The following is a 16,544-nucleotide window of genomic DNA, read 5'->3' on the forward strand; positions in this document are numbered from 1 at the left end:
TTCAGAGACGCTCGACGACGGTCGCGACGCCCATGCCGCCGCCGACGCAGAGCGTGACGAGCCCGTAGCGCTTGTCCCGGCGCTCCAGTTCGTCGATGACGGTGCCGAGGATCATCGCGCCGGTGGCGCCGAGCGGGTGGCCCAGCGCGATGGCGCCGCCGTTGACGTTGACCTTGTCGAGGGAGAGGCCCATGTCCTTGACGAAACGGAGGACGACGCCCGCGAACGCCTCGTTGATCTCGACCAGGTCGATGTCGTCGATGGTCAGACCGGCCTTGGCGAGGGCCTTGCGGGTGGCGGGGGCGGGGCCGGTGAGCATGATGGTGGGTTCGGAGCCGGAGACGGCGGCCGAGACGATCCGGGCGCGCGGCGTCAGGCCGTTGCGCTCACCCGCCTCGCGCGAGCCGATGGCGACGAGCGAGGCGCCGTCGACGATGCCGGAGGAGTTGCCCGCGTGGTGGACGTGGTCGATCTTCTCGATCCAGTGGTACTTCTGCAGGGCGACGGCGTCGAAGCCGCCGAGGTCGCCGATGTCCGCGAAGGACGGCTTGAGCTTGGCGAGGGTGTCGGCGGTGGTGCCGGGGCGGATGAACTCGTCGTGGTCCAGGACCACCAGGCCGTTGCGGTCGGTGACGGGAACGACGGACTTCGCGAAGCGGCCGTCCTTGACGGCCGTCGCGGCGCGCTCCTGGGACAGGGCGGCGTATTCGTCGACGTCGCGCCGCGAGAATCCCTCGATCGTGGCGATCAGGTCGGCGCCGATGCCCTGCGGCACGAAACCGGTGTCCCAGTTGGTCATCGGGTCGGCGAACCAGGCTCCGCCGTCGGAGGCCATCGCCACCCGCGACATGGACTCCACGCCGCCCGCGAGGACGAGGTCCTCCCAGCCGGAGCGGACTTTGGCGGCGGCCAGGTTGACGGCTTCCAGGCCGGAGGCACAGAAGCGGTTCTCCTGGACGCCGGCCACCGTGTCCGGGAGGCCGGCGGCGATGGCGGCGATGCGGGCGATGTCGGAGCCCTGGTCGCCGACGGGGCCGACGACACCGAGCACGATGTCGTCGATGGTGGCCGGGTCGAGGCCGGGGTTGCGCTCGCGCAGGGCGTGGATGAGGCCGACGACCAGGTCGATCGGCTTGGTGCCGTGCAGGGCGCCGTTGGCCTTGCCGCGGCCGCGCGGCGTGCGGATCGCGTCGTATACGTACGCTTCGGTGCTCACTGGTCAAGCCTTTCGAGGGGAGGTTAGCCGAGCAGCGAACGGCCGATGATCTCTTTCATGATCTCGGTCGTACCGCCGTAGATGGTCTGGATGCGTCCGTCGGTGAAGGCCCGCGCGACCCGGTACTCGCTCATGTACCCGTAGCCGCCGTGCAGTTGCAGGCAGCGGTCCGCGACCCGCTTTTGGAGTTCGGTGGCCCACCACTTGGCCATGGAGGCGTGGACGTGGTCCAGTTCGCCGTTGGAGTGGTCCACGATGCAGCGGTCCAGGAAGGCCCGGGTGACGGCGCACTCCGTGGCCATCTCCGCTATCTCGAACCGGATGTGCTGGAGCTTGGAGAGCGGCCGACCGAACGCCTCGCGTTCCCTCACGTACGCGGTCGTGATCTCCAAGAGGTGTTCGGCGGCGGCGATGCCCGCCACGGCGATACCCATCCGCTCCTGGGCGAGGTTGGTCATCAGGTGCAGGAAGGCGCCGTCCCGCTCACCGAGCAGGTTCTCCTTGGGGACCCGTACGTCCTGGAAGAACAACTCGGCGGTGTCCTGGGCCTTCTGGCCGATCTTGTCGAGGTTGCGACCGCGCTCGAACCCTTCCGCGCCGCGCTCGACGACCAGCAGGGACAGGCCGTGCGCCCCACCCTCCGGGGTCGTCTTCGCGACGACGATGACCAGGTCGGCCAGGATGCCGTTGGAGATGAAGGTCTTGGAGCCGTTGAGCAGCCAGTGGTCGCCCCGGTCCTCGGCGCTCGTGCGGATGCCCTGCAGGTCGGAGCCGGCGCCGGGCTCGGTCATGGCGATCGCCGTGATCGTCTCGCCCGAGCAGAAGCCGGGGAGCCAGCGGCGTTTTTGCTCCTCGGTGGCCAGCGAGGTGAGGTACGGCCCGATGATGTCGTTGTGCAGGCCGATCGCGAGCCCGGGCGCGCCCGCCCGGGTGAACTCCTCGGCAATCACTGCGGCGTAGCGGAAGTCGGCGTTCCCGCCGCCTCCGTACTCCTCGGGGACGGCGAGCCCCAGCAGGCCGTGCCGGCCGGCGGCCCGCCAGGCGTCGCGACTGACGACGCCGTCCTTCTCCCACTGTTCGTAGTGCGGCAGCACCTCCTTGGCGAGGAAGGCGCGTACGGTCTCGCGGAACGCCTCGTGGTCGGCGTCGAAGATGCGGCGTTGCATCGGGGCTCCCTAAAGCCGGCTCTTGACGGTTTCGATCAGGCGGGCCGGCTCGGGGCCGACGGGGGTGACGTTGAGCATGGTGACGCCCGCCGCGCGGAACGCCTCGACGCGCTCGCGCATGCCCCAGATCGTCGGGGAGTCGAATCCCCACGCCTCGGCGACCCACACCGCGTCGAGCCCGGCCGTCTCCGGCGCCGCCGCCTCGTCCGCGGCCTGGCGCGGATCGCCCGCGTAGTGGAGCGTCATCGAGAGTTCCATCAGGCACCCTTCCCGAGCAGGCCCGGTACGTCCCAGTCCCGGGCCACGGATTCCGTGTGCGCCCCCGGTTGCGCGGGCCCGCTGGTGACTTCGGCCGGGGTGGCGGAGAAGCGCGGCGCGGGCGCCGGCTGGGTGATCCCGCCGACGTCGGTGAAGGTCCCCCGGGCCGCGAGGTGGGGGTGGTGGGGCGCCTCGCCGAGGGAGAGTACGGGTGCCACACAGGCGTCGGAGCCCTCGAAGACGGCCGTCCACTCGGCGCGCGTCCGGGACTTGAAGCGTGCGGCGACGGCCTCGCGCAGCTCGCCCCATCGGGCGAGATCCTTGCGGGCGGGGGCCTGCTCCGTGATGCCGAGCAGGTCCACGAAGGTGTCGTAGAACTGCTGCTCCAGGGCCCCGACCGCCATGTATCCGCCGTCGGAGGTCTCGTAGGCGCCATAGAAGGGGCAGCCGCCGTCGAGCAGGTTGGCGCCGCGCCGGTCCTGCCAGCCGCCGGCCGCCATCATGCCGTGGATCATGGCGGTGAGGTGGGCCGTCCCGTCGACGATCGCGGCGTCCACGACCTGGCCGGCGCCGTCGGGGGTGCCGGCGTGCCGGAGGGCGGCGAGGACGCCGATGACGAGGTAGAGCGATCCGCCCGCGTAGTCGCCGACCAGGTTCGCGGGGACGGCGGGGGGCTCGCCCGGGTTGCCGATCATGCCGAGGGCACCGGTGACGGCGATGTACGCGATGTCGTGCCCGGCGGTGTGCGAGAGGGGGCCGTCCTGGCCCCAGCCGGTCATCCGGCCGTAGACGAGCCTCGGGTTGCGGGCGTGGCAGTCGGCCGGGCCGACACCGAGCCGTTCGGCCACGCCCGGGCGGAACCCCTCGATCAGTACGTCGGCCCGCTCGACGAGGTCCAGTACCCGGTCGGGGCCGCAGGGGGCCTTGAGGTCGATGAGCACGGAGCGCTTGTTGCGGTTGGTGACGTCGTACGCCGGGTCGACGGCGAGGCCGCCGCCCCCGGGACGGTCCACGCGGACCACGTCCGCGCCGAGGTCGGCGAGGAGCATCGCCGCGAACGGGCCCGGGCCGATCCCGGCCAGTTCGACGACGCGTACTCCGGCGAGCGGGCCGGTACCGGACACTGCCATCGAGCCCCCAGCGTTTCCCCGTGTGAGGTGGGTGAAGTGTGTGACACAACTGATGTAACACCAGTGATGCTAGGAACGTGTTCCACTCAGCACAAGAGCGGGCGCTCAGCCATCTGCCTCCCTCCGCGCGTCGAGCTCCCTGATGTGGCGTTTGAGTGCGACCGTGCGGTAGCTCTCCTCCACCCACTCGCACAGCACCTCGGCGGCCGGTGCCCCCTTCCCGTTCAACGGCAGGGAAACCCAGCCGGCCCGGCCGAGGCCGTAGCCCGTCGGTTCGGCGCCCGGAAAGGTCATCGCGTGGCCGTGCAGCGCCTCGTCCTTGAGCTTCACGGAGAGGCCGGGTGGCCGCGGGCCGTCGGTGTTGCCGAGGAAGACGAAGATCTTCTTGTTGACCTTGACCACGCATTCCTCGGGTCCCCAGGGGAACTCCTCGACCGCCTCGGGCAGCCCCAGGGCGAACTCCCGCACCTTCTGCCACTTGCGCACCGCGGCCTTCATCGACGCCTCCACTTACCGCAGGTCACACCTGCTCGTACGGACAGTCGGCTCTCACGCTAACCTCAGCCACCGACACCAGCCGGGAGGAGCGTCATGAACGAGCGGGTACGCCGTGCGGAACGGCAACGCGCCTACGACCTCGTGCTTTTCGGCGCGACGGGATTCGTGGGGACCCTGACCGCCGAGTATCTCGCCGCCCACGCCCCGGCCGGTTGCCGCTGGGCCCTCGCGGGACGGGACCGGGCCAAGCTGGAACGGCTGCGCGAGCGGCTGGCGACCCTGGACCCGGCGTGCGCGACCCTGCCCCTGATCCGGACGGACGCCTCCGACGCGCGGGCCGTACGGGAACTCGCCGCCTCCACCCGGGTCCTGGCCACGACCGTCGGGCCCTACGTCTGGTACGGGGCGGAACTCGTCGCGGCGTGCGCCGGGGCGGGCACCGACTACGTCGACCTCACGGGCGAGCCGGAGTTCGTGGACCGGATGTACGTCGCCCACGACGCGCGGGCCCGGGAGACCGGCGCACGACTGGTGCACGCGTGCGGGTTCGACTCGATCCCGGCCGACCTCGGGGTGTACTTCACGGTGAACCGGCTGCCGGCCGGGGTACCGCTGCGGGTCGACGGCTTCATGCGCTCCAACGCCCTGCTCTCCGGCGGAACCCTGGCCTCCGGCCTCACCGCGATGAGCCGGGGCCCGCAGACCCTGGCCGCCGCCCGGGAACGCCGGCTGTACGAGCCCCGGCTGCCGGGACGCCGGGTACGGGGTTCCGGGGGCGCGCCGCGCTTCAGCCGCGAGACCGGCGCCTGGGCGCTCCCGCTGCCGACGCTGGACCCGCGCGTCGTGGCCCGCTCGGCGGCCGCGCTGGAACGGTACGGCCCGGACTTCCGCTACCGGCACTACGCGGCCGTGCGGCACCTGCCGTTCGCGGTGGGCTCCACGGCGGCGGTCGGGGCCACGGCCCTGCTGGCCCAGGTGCCCGCCGCCCGGCGGTGGTTGATGGGCCGTTGGGAGCCGGGACGCGGTCCGGACGCCGAGCGGCGGGCGCGCAGCTGGTTCACCGTCCGCTTCGTGGGGTCGGGCGGCGGCCGACGGGTCTTCACGGAGGTCTCGGGCGGCGACCCCGGCTACGGCGAGACGGCGAAGATGCTGGCGGAGTCGGCCCTGTGCCTGGCCTACGACGCGCTCCCGGAGACCTCCGGGCAGCTCACCACGGCCGTGGCCATGGGCGACGCCTTGCTGGACCGGCTCCAGAAAGCCGGCATCCGCTTCCGTGTGGCGGCCGAACAAGCCGCTCAGTGAGTGTCCGCGGCCTCGCGCAGAGCGCGCCGGCACAGCGCGTCGGCACGCCGGGTGGTCTCCGGCAGCCGGTAGCGGGGGCTGAGCGCCAGGGTGTGGGCGCAGGCGTTGTCGAGCGAGACGCGGTGGCCGACGGAGACGTAGACCGCCTTGATCCCGTCCTGGGTGCGCAGCGCCCGCCCGACGACGGCGCCGTCCGCCGCGCGGAGCGGGGCGGCGTCACCGCGCCGGGCGCCGGGCTCCTCGTAGGTGAAGGTGAACGGGTTCTTCGCGACTCCGATGCTCGCCAGTCCGGTCACCACGCCGAGGTGGCAGGCGAGGCCGAAGCCGCGGGGGTGGGCCAGCCCGTAGCCGTCGCAGACGACGAGGTCGGGCGTGACGGTCAGGGCGTCGAGCGCGGACAGCACGGTGGGCAGCTCCCGGAAGGCGAGCAGTCCCGGCACGTAGGGGAAGCTGACGCGGCCCACGGCGGTGCGTTCCTCGACCACCTCCAGGGTGGCCGCGTCGAGGACCACGGCCGCGGCGGCCACCAGGTCCCGTTCGTCGTCGTAGGCGACGTCCACGCCGGCGACGAACCCCGTCCCGGGCGGTGGGCCGGGCTGGTCCAGCACCACGCTCCGGCGCAGTTCGTCCTGTATGGCGCGGGCTTCGGTCTCGTCGGCGGGGGTCTTGGCAGTCGTCATGAGGTGCGAGGGTAGCCTGGCGATCATGTTCGTACTGGAGCTCACTTACACCGCGCCCATCGAAGCCGTGGACGAGCGGATGGAGGCGCACGTCGCGTGGCTCGACCGTTACTACGCGTCCGGTGTCTTCCTCGCCTCGGGACGCAAGGTACCGCGTGAAGGCGGCGTCATCCTGGCCGCCGGCGTCTCCCGCGCGGAGGCCGAGGAGATCGCGGCCGGGGACCCGTTCACCGTCGCGGGCGTCTGCGCCTACCGGATCACCGAGTTCGTCGCCACGAAGACGTCGGCGGACCTGGCGGCGGTACGGGAGACCCTGCCGAAGGCCTGACCCGGACGGCCCGACGGCCCTACGGCCCGGGGCCCCGGGGGCCGGTCGGCCGGGGGGCCGGTCGGCCGGAGGCCGGTGGGCCGGGGGGCCGGTCGGCCGGAGGCCGACCCGCCGGCCCCCCGGCGAGCCCCGCGGGTCGGCCGCGCGGCGGGGGCCGTGTCGCCTCCTTCGGGGACGCGGGGCCGCCGTCGTCACGACCGGCCGTGTTTCACCGCCGCTCCAGCCTGCCCACCCGGCCCTTCTCCCCCGACGCCCAACAGCCGCCGTCCGGCGCGCAGTCGACGGTGTCGTACGAGCCGGCGTCCAAGGCACGCCAGGTCCGTCCCCCGTCCAGCGTCACGTCCGAACCCGTGGGCCCCACGGCCAGCGCCGCGCCGCGTGAGCGCGGGAACCAGGCCGCGCCGGACCGGTAGGCGGGCGGAGGCGTGGTGGACGCCCGCCATGTGCGGCCCCCGTCCGAGGTCAGGGCGGCGGCCCGCGGCGAAGTCTGGTCGGCGCGGTAGTCGCCGCCGACCGCCAGACCCGTCGCACGGTCGCGGAACGCGAGCGCGAAGACACCCTTGGCCGGGTCCCCCGCCGGGACGGGCGAGGGAACGGCGCTCCAGGTGCGGCCCCGGTCGGCGGAGCGCAGCACCCGGGAGACCGCGCCCCCTCCGGTGGCGATCAGGACATCGCGCGGCCCGGCGGCCACCAGGCACTGCCCGCTCGCGGCGAAGCCCGCCTCGCCCGGCAGCGCCTGCGGCATCCCGGCGGCCGGGAGGACCTGCCAGCTCCGCCCGCCGTCGTCGGTGGCGAGGAGGCGGAACCTGCCGTCCACCGGGTCGCTCAGGGCGAGCCCGTGTCGGGCGTCGAAGAAGGTCAGGCAGTCGTAGAAGGCCCGTGGGTCGGTGTTGCGGAAGCTCTCGGTCCATGTGGCCCCGCCGTCCTCGGTCCGCAGGACCCGCGAGGCGTCGCCCTCGCCGATGGACAGCGCGACCGCCCGCCGCTCGTCGAACGCCTCGATATCGCGCAGCTCCAGCCCCTCCGCCACCGCTGCCGGCGGCGAGACGTCGCGCCAACTGCGGCCCCCGTCCGAGGTGCGCAGCACCGTCCCCTTGGACCCGGCCACCCAGGCCGCGGAGCGGCTGACCGCCGCGAGACCGCGGAAGCGGACCGCGTCCTTCCCCGTGGCCTTGAGCGCCCAGCCGGTGCCGCGCGGGTCGCGCGGGGCGTCGCCCGGACCACCCGTGTCCGCCTGCGCGGGCGCGGCCGACAGGGTCACCGCCAGCGCCGCCACGCACATGCCAACTCCCAGAAGTCTCATGGCGCGGGAAGCTAACGCACGCCGGATTCCCCGTCCAGGGTGCGTCGGCGCGCCCCCCTTCCTAGGCTGACGCCATGCCTCTTGAGGACGAGCATCCGCAGCACCCGGCGCAGGACCCGAAGCCCTACGCGGGCCGGCACGTCACCGTCACGTACGAGAGCGCCCGCTGCCTGCACGCCGCGGAATGCGTCGGCGGACTGCCCGAGGTCTTCGACTCCGGGCAACGCCCGTGGGTGCGGCCCGACGGGGCCGCCCCGGAGCGGGTCGCGGAGGTCGTCCGCCGCTGCCCCTCGGGGGCGCTCCAGTACCGGCTCGCCGACGGTCCGGCGGAGGAAGGCGACCGACCGACGAGCGTCGAACGCTCTTCCGCCGGCCAGTTGGTGCTGCGCGGAGAACTGAGCGTGACCAGGCCGGACGGCACCGTCCTCCGGGAGACCAGGGCCGTGCTTTGCGCCTGTGGGGTGAGCGGTAATCAGCCGTATTGCGACCACTCCGGGGCGTGCGGCGATGACTGATCGCCGTGCCACAGCCCTGCCGTACGGTCACTCTGTGCGATCGGACGGTAGCGATCAAGCCACTCGGTGACACAGCTCACTCGGATGCGCCTGCACGGATTTGCACTTTCGGGCGTCTATCCGGTTGCCGGGCCCACCCCAAGCCCGGCAGCAGATCCGCCGCAAGGGAGCGAGCCTTGATCACTGTCATCGAGCAGGCCGTGCAGGCCCGACTGGTCGCGACCGCACCGAAGGTCGAGACCGTACCCGTCACCCTCTGCTACGACCGTTCGGATCCCTTCGCCGTCCGGATGGCCTTCCCCGGCCCGGCGACGCTGGAGGGCGTCGAGGTCTCCTGGACCTTCGCGCGCGAGCTGCTGGAGGCCGGGCTGCGCCGCCCCGCCGGCTCGGGCGACGTGCGCGTACGCCCGTACGACGGTGAGCGGACCAGTATCGAGTTCCACGCACCGGAGGGCGTGGCGATCGTGCTCATGGCAACCCCTGATCTGAACCGGTTCCTGGAGCGGGCCGCGATGGTCACGCCACCGGGACTGGAGCACCTCTACCTCGATCTCGACCACGGCTTGGCGGAGTTGCTGCGCGGCCCCCGCTGACGTCGCTCCCCGCCCGGACGCCGCCCTCTGCCGTTAATGCGTTGCGGGCGGCTCGGGCCGCCCGTAGCTTCGTAGACGCCCCATTGCCGTCGAAACGGAGCAGGACATTGCTCTTCTGAGGTTCGAGACACCGACCACGATCACCTTTCCCCACCCGTCGGCTGTCTCCCCACGTTGCCCGCACCACTTCACGCAACCTGGAGACCTCCATGAGTCATGCCCCCACTTTCATCACCTGCTCCGCCCTCTCCTTCGACTGGCCCGACGGAACCCCCGTCATGGATGGCTTCCACCTGACCGTCGGGCCCGGTCGAACCGGTCTGGTCGGCCTCAACGGGGCTGGAAAGTCGACCCTGTTGAAGCTCATCGCGGGCGAACTGACCCCGTCCGACGGACAGATCTCCGTCGCCGGAACGGTCGGCCACCTCCCGCAGAACCTCATCCTCGGTACCGCGCTGCGCGTCGACGAGGTGCTCGGCATCCGGGCCACCCGCGCCGCCCTGCACGCCATCGAGGCCGGCGAGGCCACCGAGGCGAACTTCACCGCGGTCGGCGACGACTGGGACGTGGAGGAACGCGCCTCGGCCACGCTGGACGCGCTCGGCCTCGCCGGGATCGGCCTCGACCGCACGGTCGGTGAGCTGTCGGGCGGGGAGTGCGTGCTGCTGCGGCTGGCCGCCTTGCTGCTCGCCCGCCCCGACGTCCTCCTCCTGGACGAGCCCACCAACAATCTGGACCTGCGGGCCCGGCGCAGGCTCTACGCGGCCGTCGAAGCCTGGTCCGGTGTACTGGTGGTGGTCAGTCACGACCGGGAGCTGCTGGAGCGGGTCGATCAGATCGCCGACCTGCGTGACGGCGAAGTCCGCTGGTACGGAGGGAACTTCACCGACTACGAGGAGGCGCTGGCCACCGAGCAGGACGCGGCCGAGCGGATGGTCCGGGTCGCGGAGGCCGACGTACAGCGGCAGAAGCGCGAACTCGCGGACGCCCACATGAAATTGGCCCGGCGCAAGCGTTACGGCCAGAAGATGTGGGACACCAAGCGCGAGCCGAAGATCGTGATGGTGGCGCGGAAGCGCGCCGCCCAGGAGTCGGCCGGCAAGCACCGCATCATGCACACCGAGAAGCTGGCCGACGCCCGCGAGCGGCTCGACCAGGCGGTGGAGGCGGTGCGCGACGACGACGAGATCCGCATCGAGCTGCCCGCGACCCGGGTGCCGCCGGGGCGGCGGGTGTTGACGCTTGACGACCTGCGCCCGGCGCACGGGCCCGCGATCACGGGCGAGTGGGAACTGCGCGGGCCGGAGCGGATCGCGCTGGTGGGACGCAACGGCTCGGGCAAGACGACCCTGCTGCGGACGATCTCCGGCCTGCTCGCCCCGGTATCGGGCGAGGCGACGGCGCACGTGCCGACGCGGTTGCTGCCGCAGCGGCTGGACGCCGACGTACTGGACGACGACCGTTCGGTGGTGGAGAACGTGGCGCGGTTCGCCCCGCACGCCACGAACAATCTGATCCGGGCGCGGCTCGCGCACTTCCTGTTCCGGGGCGCCCGGGCGGACCGGCCGGCCGGCACCCTGTCGGGCGGCGAGCGGTTCCGGGCGGCGCTGGCGGCGCTGCTGCTGGCGGAGCCGGCGCCGCAGCTGCTGATGTTGGACGAACCGACGAACAACCTGGACCTGGCGAGCGTGCGGCAGCTGACCGGCGCCCTGGAGTCGTACGAGGGGGCACTGCTGGTGGCGAGCCACGACGTGCCGTTCCTGGAGTCGCTGCGCATCACGCGCTGGCTGCTGCTGGACGCGGAGGCGGGGCTTCGGCCGACCACGGCGGAGGAGGTGCACGAGTCGCTCTGGCACGGCTGAGCACCCACGCGGGGGGGCACAGCGGCCCACCGGGCGGGCGGGATACCGCCCGCCCGGCCGTCAAGACATGAGCCGAGGACCACCGGAGGGCGTGATTTCATTTCCGATTTGCCCGGTCGGGCAGGCTCCCGCATGCCCTCAAACTGCGGAGATAACCGGACGTAATCACCCATAGGCAGGGGTGGGGCTTGGCGGGTCCTTGATGCCGTGCTTAACCTACGACTCCGTAGGCTACGGAACCGTAGGTAATTCGCTTTCCCCCCTGGAGTACCCGTGACGATCACCTCCCCCCACCTCGGCAGCTCGGAGGCGTGGACCGACGCCAAGTTGCTGTTCGCGCTGGAAGAGGTGGTCGAAAAGGAACTCAACCGCCACCTGACGGTCACCAAGGACTGGATGCCCCACGAGTACGTCCCGTGGAGCGACGGCCGCAACTTCCCCGGCTTCTTCGAGGACGGCGAGGCGTGGGACCCGAAGCAGTCCAAGGTCACCGACATCGGCAAGATCGCCCTCGTCGTCAACCTGCTGACCGAGGACAACCTGCCCAGCTACCACCACGAGATCGCGACGCTCTTCGGGCGCAACGGCGCGTGGGGCACCTGGGTGCACCGCTGGACCGCCGAGGAGGGCCGCCACGGCATCGTGATGCGCGACTACCTGCTGGCCTCGCGCGCCGTGGACCCGGACAAGCTGGAAGCGTTCCGGATGCAGCACATGTCGGAGGGCTTCGAGTCCGACAACCGGCACTCGATGCTGCACTCGGTGGCGTACGTGGCGTTCCAGGAGCTCGCGACCCGCATCTCGCACCGCAACACCGGCCACCAGTCCGGTGACCCGGTCTGCGACCGGATGCTGGCCCGGATCGCGCAGGACGAGAACCTGCACATGATCTTCTACCGAAACCTGCTGGGCGCCGCCTTCGAGCTGGCCCCCGACCTGACGATGCAGGCCGTGCGGGACGTCGTGGTCAACTTCCGGATGCCCGGGCACGGCATGCCGGGCTTCGAGCGGATGGCCGCGCAGATGGCGATCGGCGGGGTCTACAACCTGCGGATCCACCACGACGACGTGCTGAGCCCCGTGATCCGGTTCCTGAAGATCATGGACATCGACGGTCTCGGCCCGGAGGGGCAGCAGGCCCAGGAGGAGCTCGGCCTGTTCATGGGCGGCCTGGACTCCGAGGCCCGCAAGTTCGACGAGCGGCTGGCCGCCCGCGCCGCACGCATCGCGGCACGTCAAGCCTGACCTTCCCGACGAGCCCTGGCAGGCCCCGCGCTTGCCGGGGCTTCGCCATGCCCCGCGCGGCCCCGGCTCAGGGCGCGGCCCCGGCTCAGGCGCGGGGGCGCAGGGCGAGGCGCTCGGACTCGGAGAGGCCGCCCCAGACGCCGAAGCGCTCGTCGTTGGCCAAGGCGTACTCCAGACACGCCACCCTTCCCTCGCACGCCCCGCACAGCCGCTTCGCGTCGCGCAGCGAGGAGCCGGGCTCCGGGAAGAAGAACGCGGGGCCGGTCTGAGCGCACAGGGCGAGGTCGTACCAGGCGGGTGCGGCGGTGGTCGTCGGGCGCTCGCTCGTGTTCATCGACATGACGGAGATCCTGACCGTCGCCGATGGACGTCCGATCAACGCCTCATCAACGACGGCCGCGCGGCGCCCCGGCCCGGACGGCTACTCCTGGCGGCGCAGCCAGTCCTCAAGGACGACGAAGTCACCGTCGGTCAGGCCGGTGCGCGGGTCGACGCGGTACGGCAGCGCAGGCCCGGGGTGGTACGCGGCCACCCAGACGCGATCCTCGGACGTGATCTCGTCATCGACCCAGACGAAAGGACGCCCGGCCGCCCACGCGACGAGGGAGCGGGTCTTCCAGTGCAGCCGGCCCACCCCGGGCCCGGCAGCGCCCGGCAGGTCGGGCAGGTCGGGCAGGTCGGGCACATCCAGCAGGGGCAGGTCGGGCAGCCCTAGCCGCCGACCGACGAGCGGGTTGGCGTCCGCACCCCATGTCGTCGCCCACACCGGCTCGCACGGCAGTGTCGCGAGCCGTGGCGCGAGCGCGGGATCGAGCCGGTCCAGCAGCGGGTTGCCGCCGGCGCCGCCCGGGACCGGATAGGTCGGGTAGGCGGCGCCGCCGAAAGGGATCAGCGGGCCGTCGATGTCGAGGAAGAGCAGCGGGTACCGGTCGGAGCGCGTCACCGTCGCACCCTACGCACCGCGGGCCCCCGCTCGACACGGGATGTCAGTGGTCCGCCGGCTTGGCGCGGCTCGGCTGGACGCGTTTGGGTTCGCCCGGCATCTTCGGATAGTCCGGCGGGTATGGCATGTCGCCCAGGCCGTGCTCGTGCTCCTGGCGGTCCGCGAGCTCCAGGACGGTGTCCAGGGTGAACGCGTGCTCATCCATGTCGGCGTGGACGTCACCGAGTTCCGCGAAGCGCCCCGGCATCGTCACGATGTCGAAGTCCCGCGGCTCGGCGTCGTCCACTTCCTCCCAGCGCAGCGGTGCCGACACGGGGGCGTGCGGGCGGGGGCGGACGGAGTAGGCGGAGGCGATGGTCCGGTCGCGCGCCGTCTGGTTGTAGTCCACGAAGATCCGCTCGCCGCGCTCCTCCTTCCACCAGGCCGTGGTGACCTTGCCGGGCATCCGCCGTTCCAGCTCCCGGCCCAGGGCGATCGCACACCGCCGGACCTCCGTGAACGTCCACCGCGGGGCGATCGGGACGAACACGTGCAACCCACGCCCGCCCGAGGTCTTCGGCCAGCCGCGCAACCCCACCTCGTCCAGCAGCGCCCGCAGTTCATGGGCGGCGGCGACCGCGTGGTGGTAGTCGGTGCCCGGCTGCGGGTCCAGGTCGATCCGCAGCTCGTCCGGCCGGTCGGTGTCCTCGCGGCGCACCGGCCAGGGGTGGAAAGTGAGGCAGCCCAGATTGGCGGCCCACAGGACGGCGGCCGGCTCGGTCGGGCAGATCTCATCGGCCGTCCGCCCACTGGGGAAGGCGATGTGTGCGGTCGGGATCCAGTCGGGCAGGTTCTTCGGGGCCCGCTTCTGGAAGAAGGACTCCCCCTCCACGCCTTCCGGGTACCGCTCCAACGTCGTCGGACGGTCGCGCAGGGCGCGGACGATGCCGGGGGCGACCGCCAGGTAGTACTCGGCGACGTCCCTCTTGGTGAGACCGCGCTCGGGGAAGTACACCTTGTCCGGGCTGGACAGCCGCACCGTCCGCCCGCCCGCGTCCAGCTCGATCGCATCACGCGCAGCAGCCATGTCCGCCACGGTAGGCGGCCCCCGCCCGGCCCGCACACCGGGCGGATCCGGCCGGGCGCGCACACCGCGCGGCTCCCGCCGGGCCGCCGCAGAATCAAACGCATGGACCTGCCGGTGATGCCCCCCGTGAAACCGATGCTCGCGAAGTCCGTGACGGCCATTCCGCCGGGCATGCAGTACGAGGCCAAGTGGGACGGCTTTCGCGCCATCGTCCACCGCGACGGCGCCGAGATCGAGATCGGCAGCCGCACCGGCAAGCCGCTCAACCGGTACTTTCCCGAACTCGTGACGGCCTTCAAGGAGAATCTGCCCGACCGCTGCGTCGTGGACGGCGAGATCGTGATCGTCCACGACCGCCGGCTCGATTTCGACCGCCTCACCGAGCGGATCCACCCCGCCGCCTCGCGGGTGAAGATGCTCGCCGAGACGACCCCGGCCAGCTTCGTGGCCTTCGACCTGCTCGCGCTCGGCGACGAGTCGCTCCTCGACACCCCGCTCGCCGCCCGCCGCAGCGCCCTGACCCGTGCCCTCTCCACCGCTCGACCCCCCGTTCACCTCGCGCCCGCCACCACCGACTCCGCACTCGCGCACGACTGGTTCGAGCGGTTCGAGGGCGCCGGACTGGACGGGGTGATCGCCAAGCCCCTGGATCTCCCCTACCGGCCCGATGCCCGCCTGATGTTCAAAATCAAGCACGAGCGTACGGCCGACGTCGTCGTCGCCGGTTTCCGTTTCCACAAGAGCGGTCCGATTGTCGGATCGCTCCTCCTGGGCCTTCACGACGCCCACGGCACCCTCCAGCACGTCGGCGTCTGCGCCGCCTTCCCCATGAAGCGCCGCGCCGAGCTGGTGACGGAGCTCGAACCGCTGCGGATGCCCGACCCGCGAGGGCACCCCTGGGCCGCCTGGGCCGAGGAGGCCGCCCACGAGAGCGCCCGCCTGCCCGGCGCGCAGAGCCGCTGGACGGGCAAGAAGGACCTCTCCTGGGTCCCGCTGCGCCCCGAGCGGGTCTGCGAGGTCGCCTACGACCACATGGAGGGCGACCGCTTCCGCCACACCGCCCAGTTCCGCCGCTGGCGCCCCGACCGCCTGCCGGAGAGCTGTACGTACGCCCAACTGGAGGAGGTCGTCCACTACGACCTCGCCGAGGTCCTCGGCGCGCACGAGGACTGACGGGGCACGGGCGCGGTGCGCGGGTCGCGGACCCGACCGGCGCCGCTTGACAAACGAGATTGCCGAAGCGGCAAATGGTGTCATGCCCACCCGTGATCACGAGCGCCGCTTCGATCCGGTGTCGGACGGCGGTCGGGAGCCCACCGCGGACCTCGCCGACGTCATCACCGCCGTCGGCCCCCGGCTGCGTGCCCTGCGCCGCCGGCGCGGCACGACGCTGGCGCAGCTCAGCGAGGCCACCGGCATCTCGCTGTCCACGCTGTCCAGGTTGGAGTCGGGGCAGCGCCGGCCCACGCTGGAACTGCTGCTTCCGCTGGCCAAGGCCCATCGGGTGGCGTTGGACGACCTCGTGGGGGCTCCGGACACCGGCGATCCCCGTGTCCGACCGCGCCCCTTCGTCCGGCACGGCTGCACCTACGTACCGCTCTCCCGCGAGTTCGCCGGCGTGCACGCGTTCAAACAGATCCTGCCGCCCCGCGACCCGGCGCAGCCCGTGCCCGAGCCGAGGGTCCACGAGGGCTACGAGTGGCTCTACGTGCTCTCGGGCCGGGTACGGCTGTTGCTGGGCGAGCACGACCTCGTCCTCACGGCCGGCGAGGCCGCCAAGTTCGACACGCACACGCCGCACGCCTTCTTCAACGCGGGTACGCAACCGGCCGAGTTCCTGAGCCTGTTCGGGCCCCAGGGCGAGCGCATCCACGTCCGCGCCCGCCCCACCACCGCCTCCCCCTCCCCCTCCCCGGAAGGACGCCCATGAGCCCCGAACCCGCCGCAGGCGCCGAACGCCCCGAACGCGCCGTCCCCCGACCCAACGCGGTCGTCGGCGTCGGCCTCGTGGTGCTCGCCCCGGACGGCCGGGTCCTGCTCGGCCAGGCCCACGACGGCCGCTGGGAACTGCCCGGTGGCAAGGTCGACCCCGGCGAGGGCTTCGAGCAGGCCGCCGCCCGGGAACTCGAAGAGGAAACGGCACTGCGGGCGGCTCCCCGCGACATCGAAGTCCTGGGCGTCCAGCTCGACGCGCGCTCCGGCCTGACCCGCCTGACGGCCGCCGCCGTCACCCGCTCCGCCGAGGGCACCCCCGCCGTCACCGAGCCGCACAAGATCGCCCGCTGGTCCTGGTTCGCCCCGGCCGACATCCCCTCGGCGCTCTACGCGCCCTCGGCGGCGGTCCTGCGCACCTGGCGCCCCGACCTCACCCCCGCCCTCCCCCACGTCTCCTCGCACGACTACCTCGCCACCCCGCGGGACATCCCCCGGGCACAGTGA

General features: G+C 72.3%; 18 protein-coding genes and 1 pseudogene. 9 read left to right on the plus strand and 10 right to left on the minus strand.

Annotated features, from left to right (window positions below; translation table 11 throughout):
• Position 1: 1 nt before the first annotated feature.
• From ABZ934_RS03030 to ABZ934_RS03050, 5 genes and pseudogenes are all read right to left on the minus strand, one after another.
• Entirely contained in the window at positions 2 to 1,216 is a 1,215-nt protein-coding gene (locus tag ABZ934_RS03030; RefSeq protein WP_361307866.1) for an acetyl-CoA C-acetyltransferase, read from the minus strand.
• A 23-nt stretch (positions 1,217 to 1,239) separates the two neighbouring features.
• Positions 1,240 to 2,382, minus strand: a complete 1,143-nt coding sequence (locus tag ABZ934_RS03035; RefSeq protein ID WP_361307868.1) for an acyl-CoA dehydrogenase family protein — start codon at positions 2,380 to 2,382, stop codon at positions 1,240 to 1,242.
• 120 nt (positions 2,383 to 2,502) lie between these two features.
• Positions 2,503 to 2,640, minus strand: a pseudogene (locus ABZ934_RS03040) (LLM class F420-dependent oxidoreductase); the annotation flags it as partial.
• Positions 2,640 to 3,770, minus strand: coding sequence for a CaiB/BaiF CoA-transferase family protein (locus ABZ934_RS03045; RefSeq protein WP_361307870.1), 1,131 nt, complete (start codon positions 3,768 to 3,770; stop codon positions 2,640 to 2,642). The gene ABZ934_RS03045 and the pseudogene ABZ934_RS03040, both read right to left, overlap by 1 nt.
• A gap of 105 nt (positions 3,771 to 3,875) precedes the next feature.
• A complete protein-coding gene (locus ABZ934_RS03050) occupies positions 3,876 to 4,268 on the minus strand; it encodes an MmcQ/YjbR family DNA-binding protein (RefSeq protein WP_361307872.1) in 393 nt (130 codons plus the stop codon).
• Between the two features lie 93 nt (positions 4,269 to 4,361).
• On the opposite strand from ABZ934_RS03050, the gene ABZ934_RS03055 reads away from it, so the two are divergent.
• Positions 4,362 to 5,570, plus strand: coding sequence for a saccharopine dehydrogenase NADP-binding domain-containing protein (locus ABZ934_RS03055; RefSeq protein WP_361307874.1), 1,209 nt, complete (start codon positions 4,362 to 4,364; stop codon positions 5,568 to 5,570).
• Here ABZ934_RS03055 and ABZ934_RS03060 read toward each other — a convergent pair.
• On the minus strand, positions 5,564 to 6,250 hold the full coding sequence (locus tag ABZ934_RS03060; protein ID WP_361307876.1) for an endonuclease V: 687 nt from the start codon (positions 6,248 to 6,250) through the stop codon (positions 5,564 to 5,566). The two genes, ABZ934_RS03055 and ABZ934_RS03060, sit on opposite strands and share 7 nt — an antisense overlap.
• Positions 6,251 to 6,275: 25 nt before the next feature.
• Here ABZ934_RS03060 and ABZ934_RS03065 point away from each other — a divergent pair, with 25 nt between their 5' ends.
• Positions 6,276 to 6,578, plus strand: a complete 303-nt coding sequence (locus ABZ934_RS03065; RefSeq protein WP_361307878.1) for a YciI family protein — start codon at positions 6,276 to 6,278, stop codon at positions 6,576 to 6,578.
• Between the two features lie 208 nt (positions 6,579 to 6,786).
• Here the strand turns inward: ABZ934_RS03065 and ABZ934_RS03070 are convergent, their stop codons facing one another.
• A complete protein-coding gene (locus tag ABZ934_RS03070; RefSeq protein WP_361307880.1) occupies positions 6,787 to 7,881 on the minus strand; it encodes an oxidoreductase in 1,095 nt (364 codons plus the stop codon).
• A gap of 74 nt (positions 7,882 to 7,955) precedes the next feature.
• Here ABZ934_RS03070 and ABZ934_RS03075 point away from each other — a divergent pair, with 74 nt between their 5' ends.
• The 4 genes from ABZ934_RS03075 to ABZ934_RS03090 all read left to right on the plus strand — a co-directional run bounded on the left by ABZ934_RS03075 (position 7,956) and on the right by ABZ934_RS03090 (position 12,096).
• On the plus strand, positions 7,956 to 8,396 hold the full coding sequence (locus tag ABZ934_RS03075; protein WP_361307882.1) for a (4Fe-4S)-binding protein: 441 nt from the start codon (positions 7,956 to 7,958) through the stop codon (positions 8,394 to 8,396).
• Between the two features lie 176 nt (positions 8,397 to 8,572).
• Positions 8,573 to 8,989: an SsgA family sporulation/cell division regulator gene (locus ABZ934_RS03080; protein ID WP_361307884.1), complete on the plus strand. Its 417-nt coding sequence runs from the start codon at positions 8,573 to 8,575 to the stop codon at positions 8,987 to 8,989.
• Positions 8,990 to 9,198: 209 nt separating this feature from the next.
• Positions 9,199 to 10,851 carry an ABC-F family ATP-binding cassette domain-containing protein gene (locus ABZ934_RS03085; RefSeq protein WP_361307886.1) on the plus strand — a complete coding sequence of 551 codons (1,653 nt, stop codon included), beginning with the start codon at positions 9,199 to 9,201 and terminating at the stop codon, positions 10,849 to 10,851.
• Between the two features lie 273 nt (positions 10,852 to 11,124).
• The gene (locus ABZ934_RS03090; RefSeq protein WP_361307888.1) at positions 11,125 to 12,096 is read left to right on the plus strand and encodes an acyl-ACP desaturase; all 972 of its coding nucleotides are present in this window, start codon (positions 11,125 to 11,127) and stop codon (positions 12,094 to 12,096) included.
• 85 nt (positions 12,097 to 12,181) lie between these two features.
• Here ABZ934_RS03090 and ABZ934_RS03095 read toward each other — a convergent pair whose 3' ends face one another.
• The 3 genes from ABZ934_RS03095 to ligD form a co-directional block, all read right to left on the minus strand.
• Entirely contained in the window at positions 12,182 to 12,436 is a 255-nt protein-coding gene (locus tag ABZ934_RS03095) for a WhiB family transcriptional regulator (protein WP_361307890.1), read from the minus strand.
• An 81-nt stretch (positions 12,437 to 12,517) separates the two neighbouring features.
• Positions 12,518 to 13,039, minus strand: a complete 522-nt coding sequence (locus ABZ934_RS03100; protein WP_361307892.1) for a hypothetical protein — start codon at positions 13,037 to 13,039, stop codon at positions 12,518 to 12,520.
• Positions 13,040 to 13,082: 43 nt separating this feature from the next.
• The gene (gene ligD, locus ABZ934_RS03105; protein ID WP_361307894.1) at positions 13,083 to 14,105 is read right to left on the minus strand and encodes a non-homologous end-joining DNA ligase; all 1,023 of its coding nucleotides are present in this window, start codon (positions 14,103 to 14,105) and stop codon (positions 13,083 to 13,085) included.
• Positions 14,106 to 14,207: 102 nt separating this feature from the next.
• On the opposite strand from ligD, the gene ABZ934_RS03110 reads away from it, so the two are divergent.
• The 3 genes from ABZ934_RS03110 (at position 14,208) to ABZ934_RS03120 (ending at position 16,544) form a co-directional block, all read left to right on the plus strand.
• The gene (locus ABZ934_RS03110; protein WP_361307896.1) at positions 14,208 to 15,278 is read left to right on the plus strand and encodes an ATP-dependent DNA ligase; all 1,071 of its coding nucleotides are present in this window, start codon (positions 14,208 to 14,210) and stop codon (positions 15,276 to 15,278) included.
• 82 nt (positions 15,279 to 15,360) lie between these two features.
• Positions 15,361 to 16,035: a cupin domain-containing protein gene (locus tag ABZ934_RS03115; protein ID WP_361307898.1), complete on the plus strand. Its 675-nt coding sequence runs from the start codon at positions 15,361 to 15,363 to the stop codon at positions 16,033 to 16,035.
• Positions 16,032 to 16,544 (plus strand): NUDIX domain-containing protein, encoded by a 513-nt coding sequence (locus tag ABZ934_RS03120; protein WP_361307900.1) that lies wholly within the window; start codon positions 16,032 to 16,034, stop codon positions 16,542 to 16,544. The genes ABZ934_RS03115 and ABZ934_RS03120 overlap by 4 nt, the downstream gene beginning before the upstream one ends.

The sequence above is a fragment of the Streptomyces sp. NPDC046557 genome, assembly GCF_040645975.1.
In the GTDB taxonomy this organism is placed as follows: domain Bacteria; phylum Actinomycetota; class Actinomycetes; order Streptomycetales; family Streptomycetaceae; genus Streptomyces.

Coding starts and splice junctions, on each gene's coding strand:
- ABZ934_RS03035 (WP_361307868.1), bottom strand. CDS start 2,382: ATGCAACGCCGCATCTTCGACGCCGACCACGAGGCGTTCCGCGAGACC.
- ABZ934_RS03045 (WP_361307870.1), bottom strand. CDS start 3,770: ATGGCAGTGTCCGGTACCGGCCCGCTCGCCGGAGTACGCGTCGTCGAA.
- ABZ934_RS03050 (WP_361307872.1), bottom strand. CDS start 4,268: ATGAAGGCCGCGGTGCGCAAGTGGCAGAAGGTGCGGGAGTTCGCCCTG.
- ABZ934_RS03055 (WP_361307874.1), top strand. CDS start 4,362: ATGAACGAGCGGGTACGCCGTGCGGAACGGCAACGCGCCTACGACCTC.
- ABZ934_RS03060 (WP_361307876.1), bottom strand. CDS start 6,250: ATGACGACTGCCAAGACCCCCGCCGACGAGACCGAAGCCCGCGCCATA.
- ABZ934_RS03065 (WP_361307878.1), top strand. CDS start 6,276: ATGTTCGTACTGGAGCTCACTTACACCGCGCCCATCGAAGCCGTGGAC.
- ABZ934_RS03070 (WP_361307880.1), bottom strand. CDS start 7,881: ATGAGACTTCTGGGAGTTGGCATGTGCGTGGCGGCGCTGGCGGTGACC.
- ABZ934_RS03075 (WP_361307882.1), top strand. CDS start 7,956: ATGCCTCTTGAGGACGAGCATCCGCAGCACCCGGCGCAGGACCCGAAG.
- ABZ934_RS03085 (WP_361307886.1), top strand. CDS start 9,199: ATGAGTCATGCCCCCACTTTCATCACCTGCTCCGCCCTCTCCTTCGAC.
- ABZ934_RS03095 (WP_361307890.1), bottom strand. CDS start 12,436: ATGTCGATGAACACGAGCGAGCGCCCGACGACCACCGCCGCACCCGCC.
- ligD (WP_361307894.1), bottom strand. CDS start 14,105: ATGGCTGCTGCGCGTGATGCGATCGAGCTGGACGCGGGCGGGCGGACG.
- ABZ934_RS03110 (WP_361307896.1), top strand. CDS start 14,208: ATGGACCTGCCGGTGATGCCCCCCGTGAAACCGATGCTCGCGAAGTCC.
- ABZ934_RS03115 (WP_361307898.1), top strand. CDS start 15,361: ATGCCCACCCGTGATCACGAGCGCCGCTTCGATCCGGTGTCGGACGGC.
- ABZ934_RS03120 (WP_361307900.1), top strand. CDS start 16,032: ATGAGCCCCGAACCCGCCGCAGGCGCCGAACGCCCCGAACGCGCCGTC.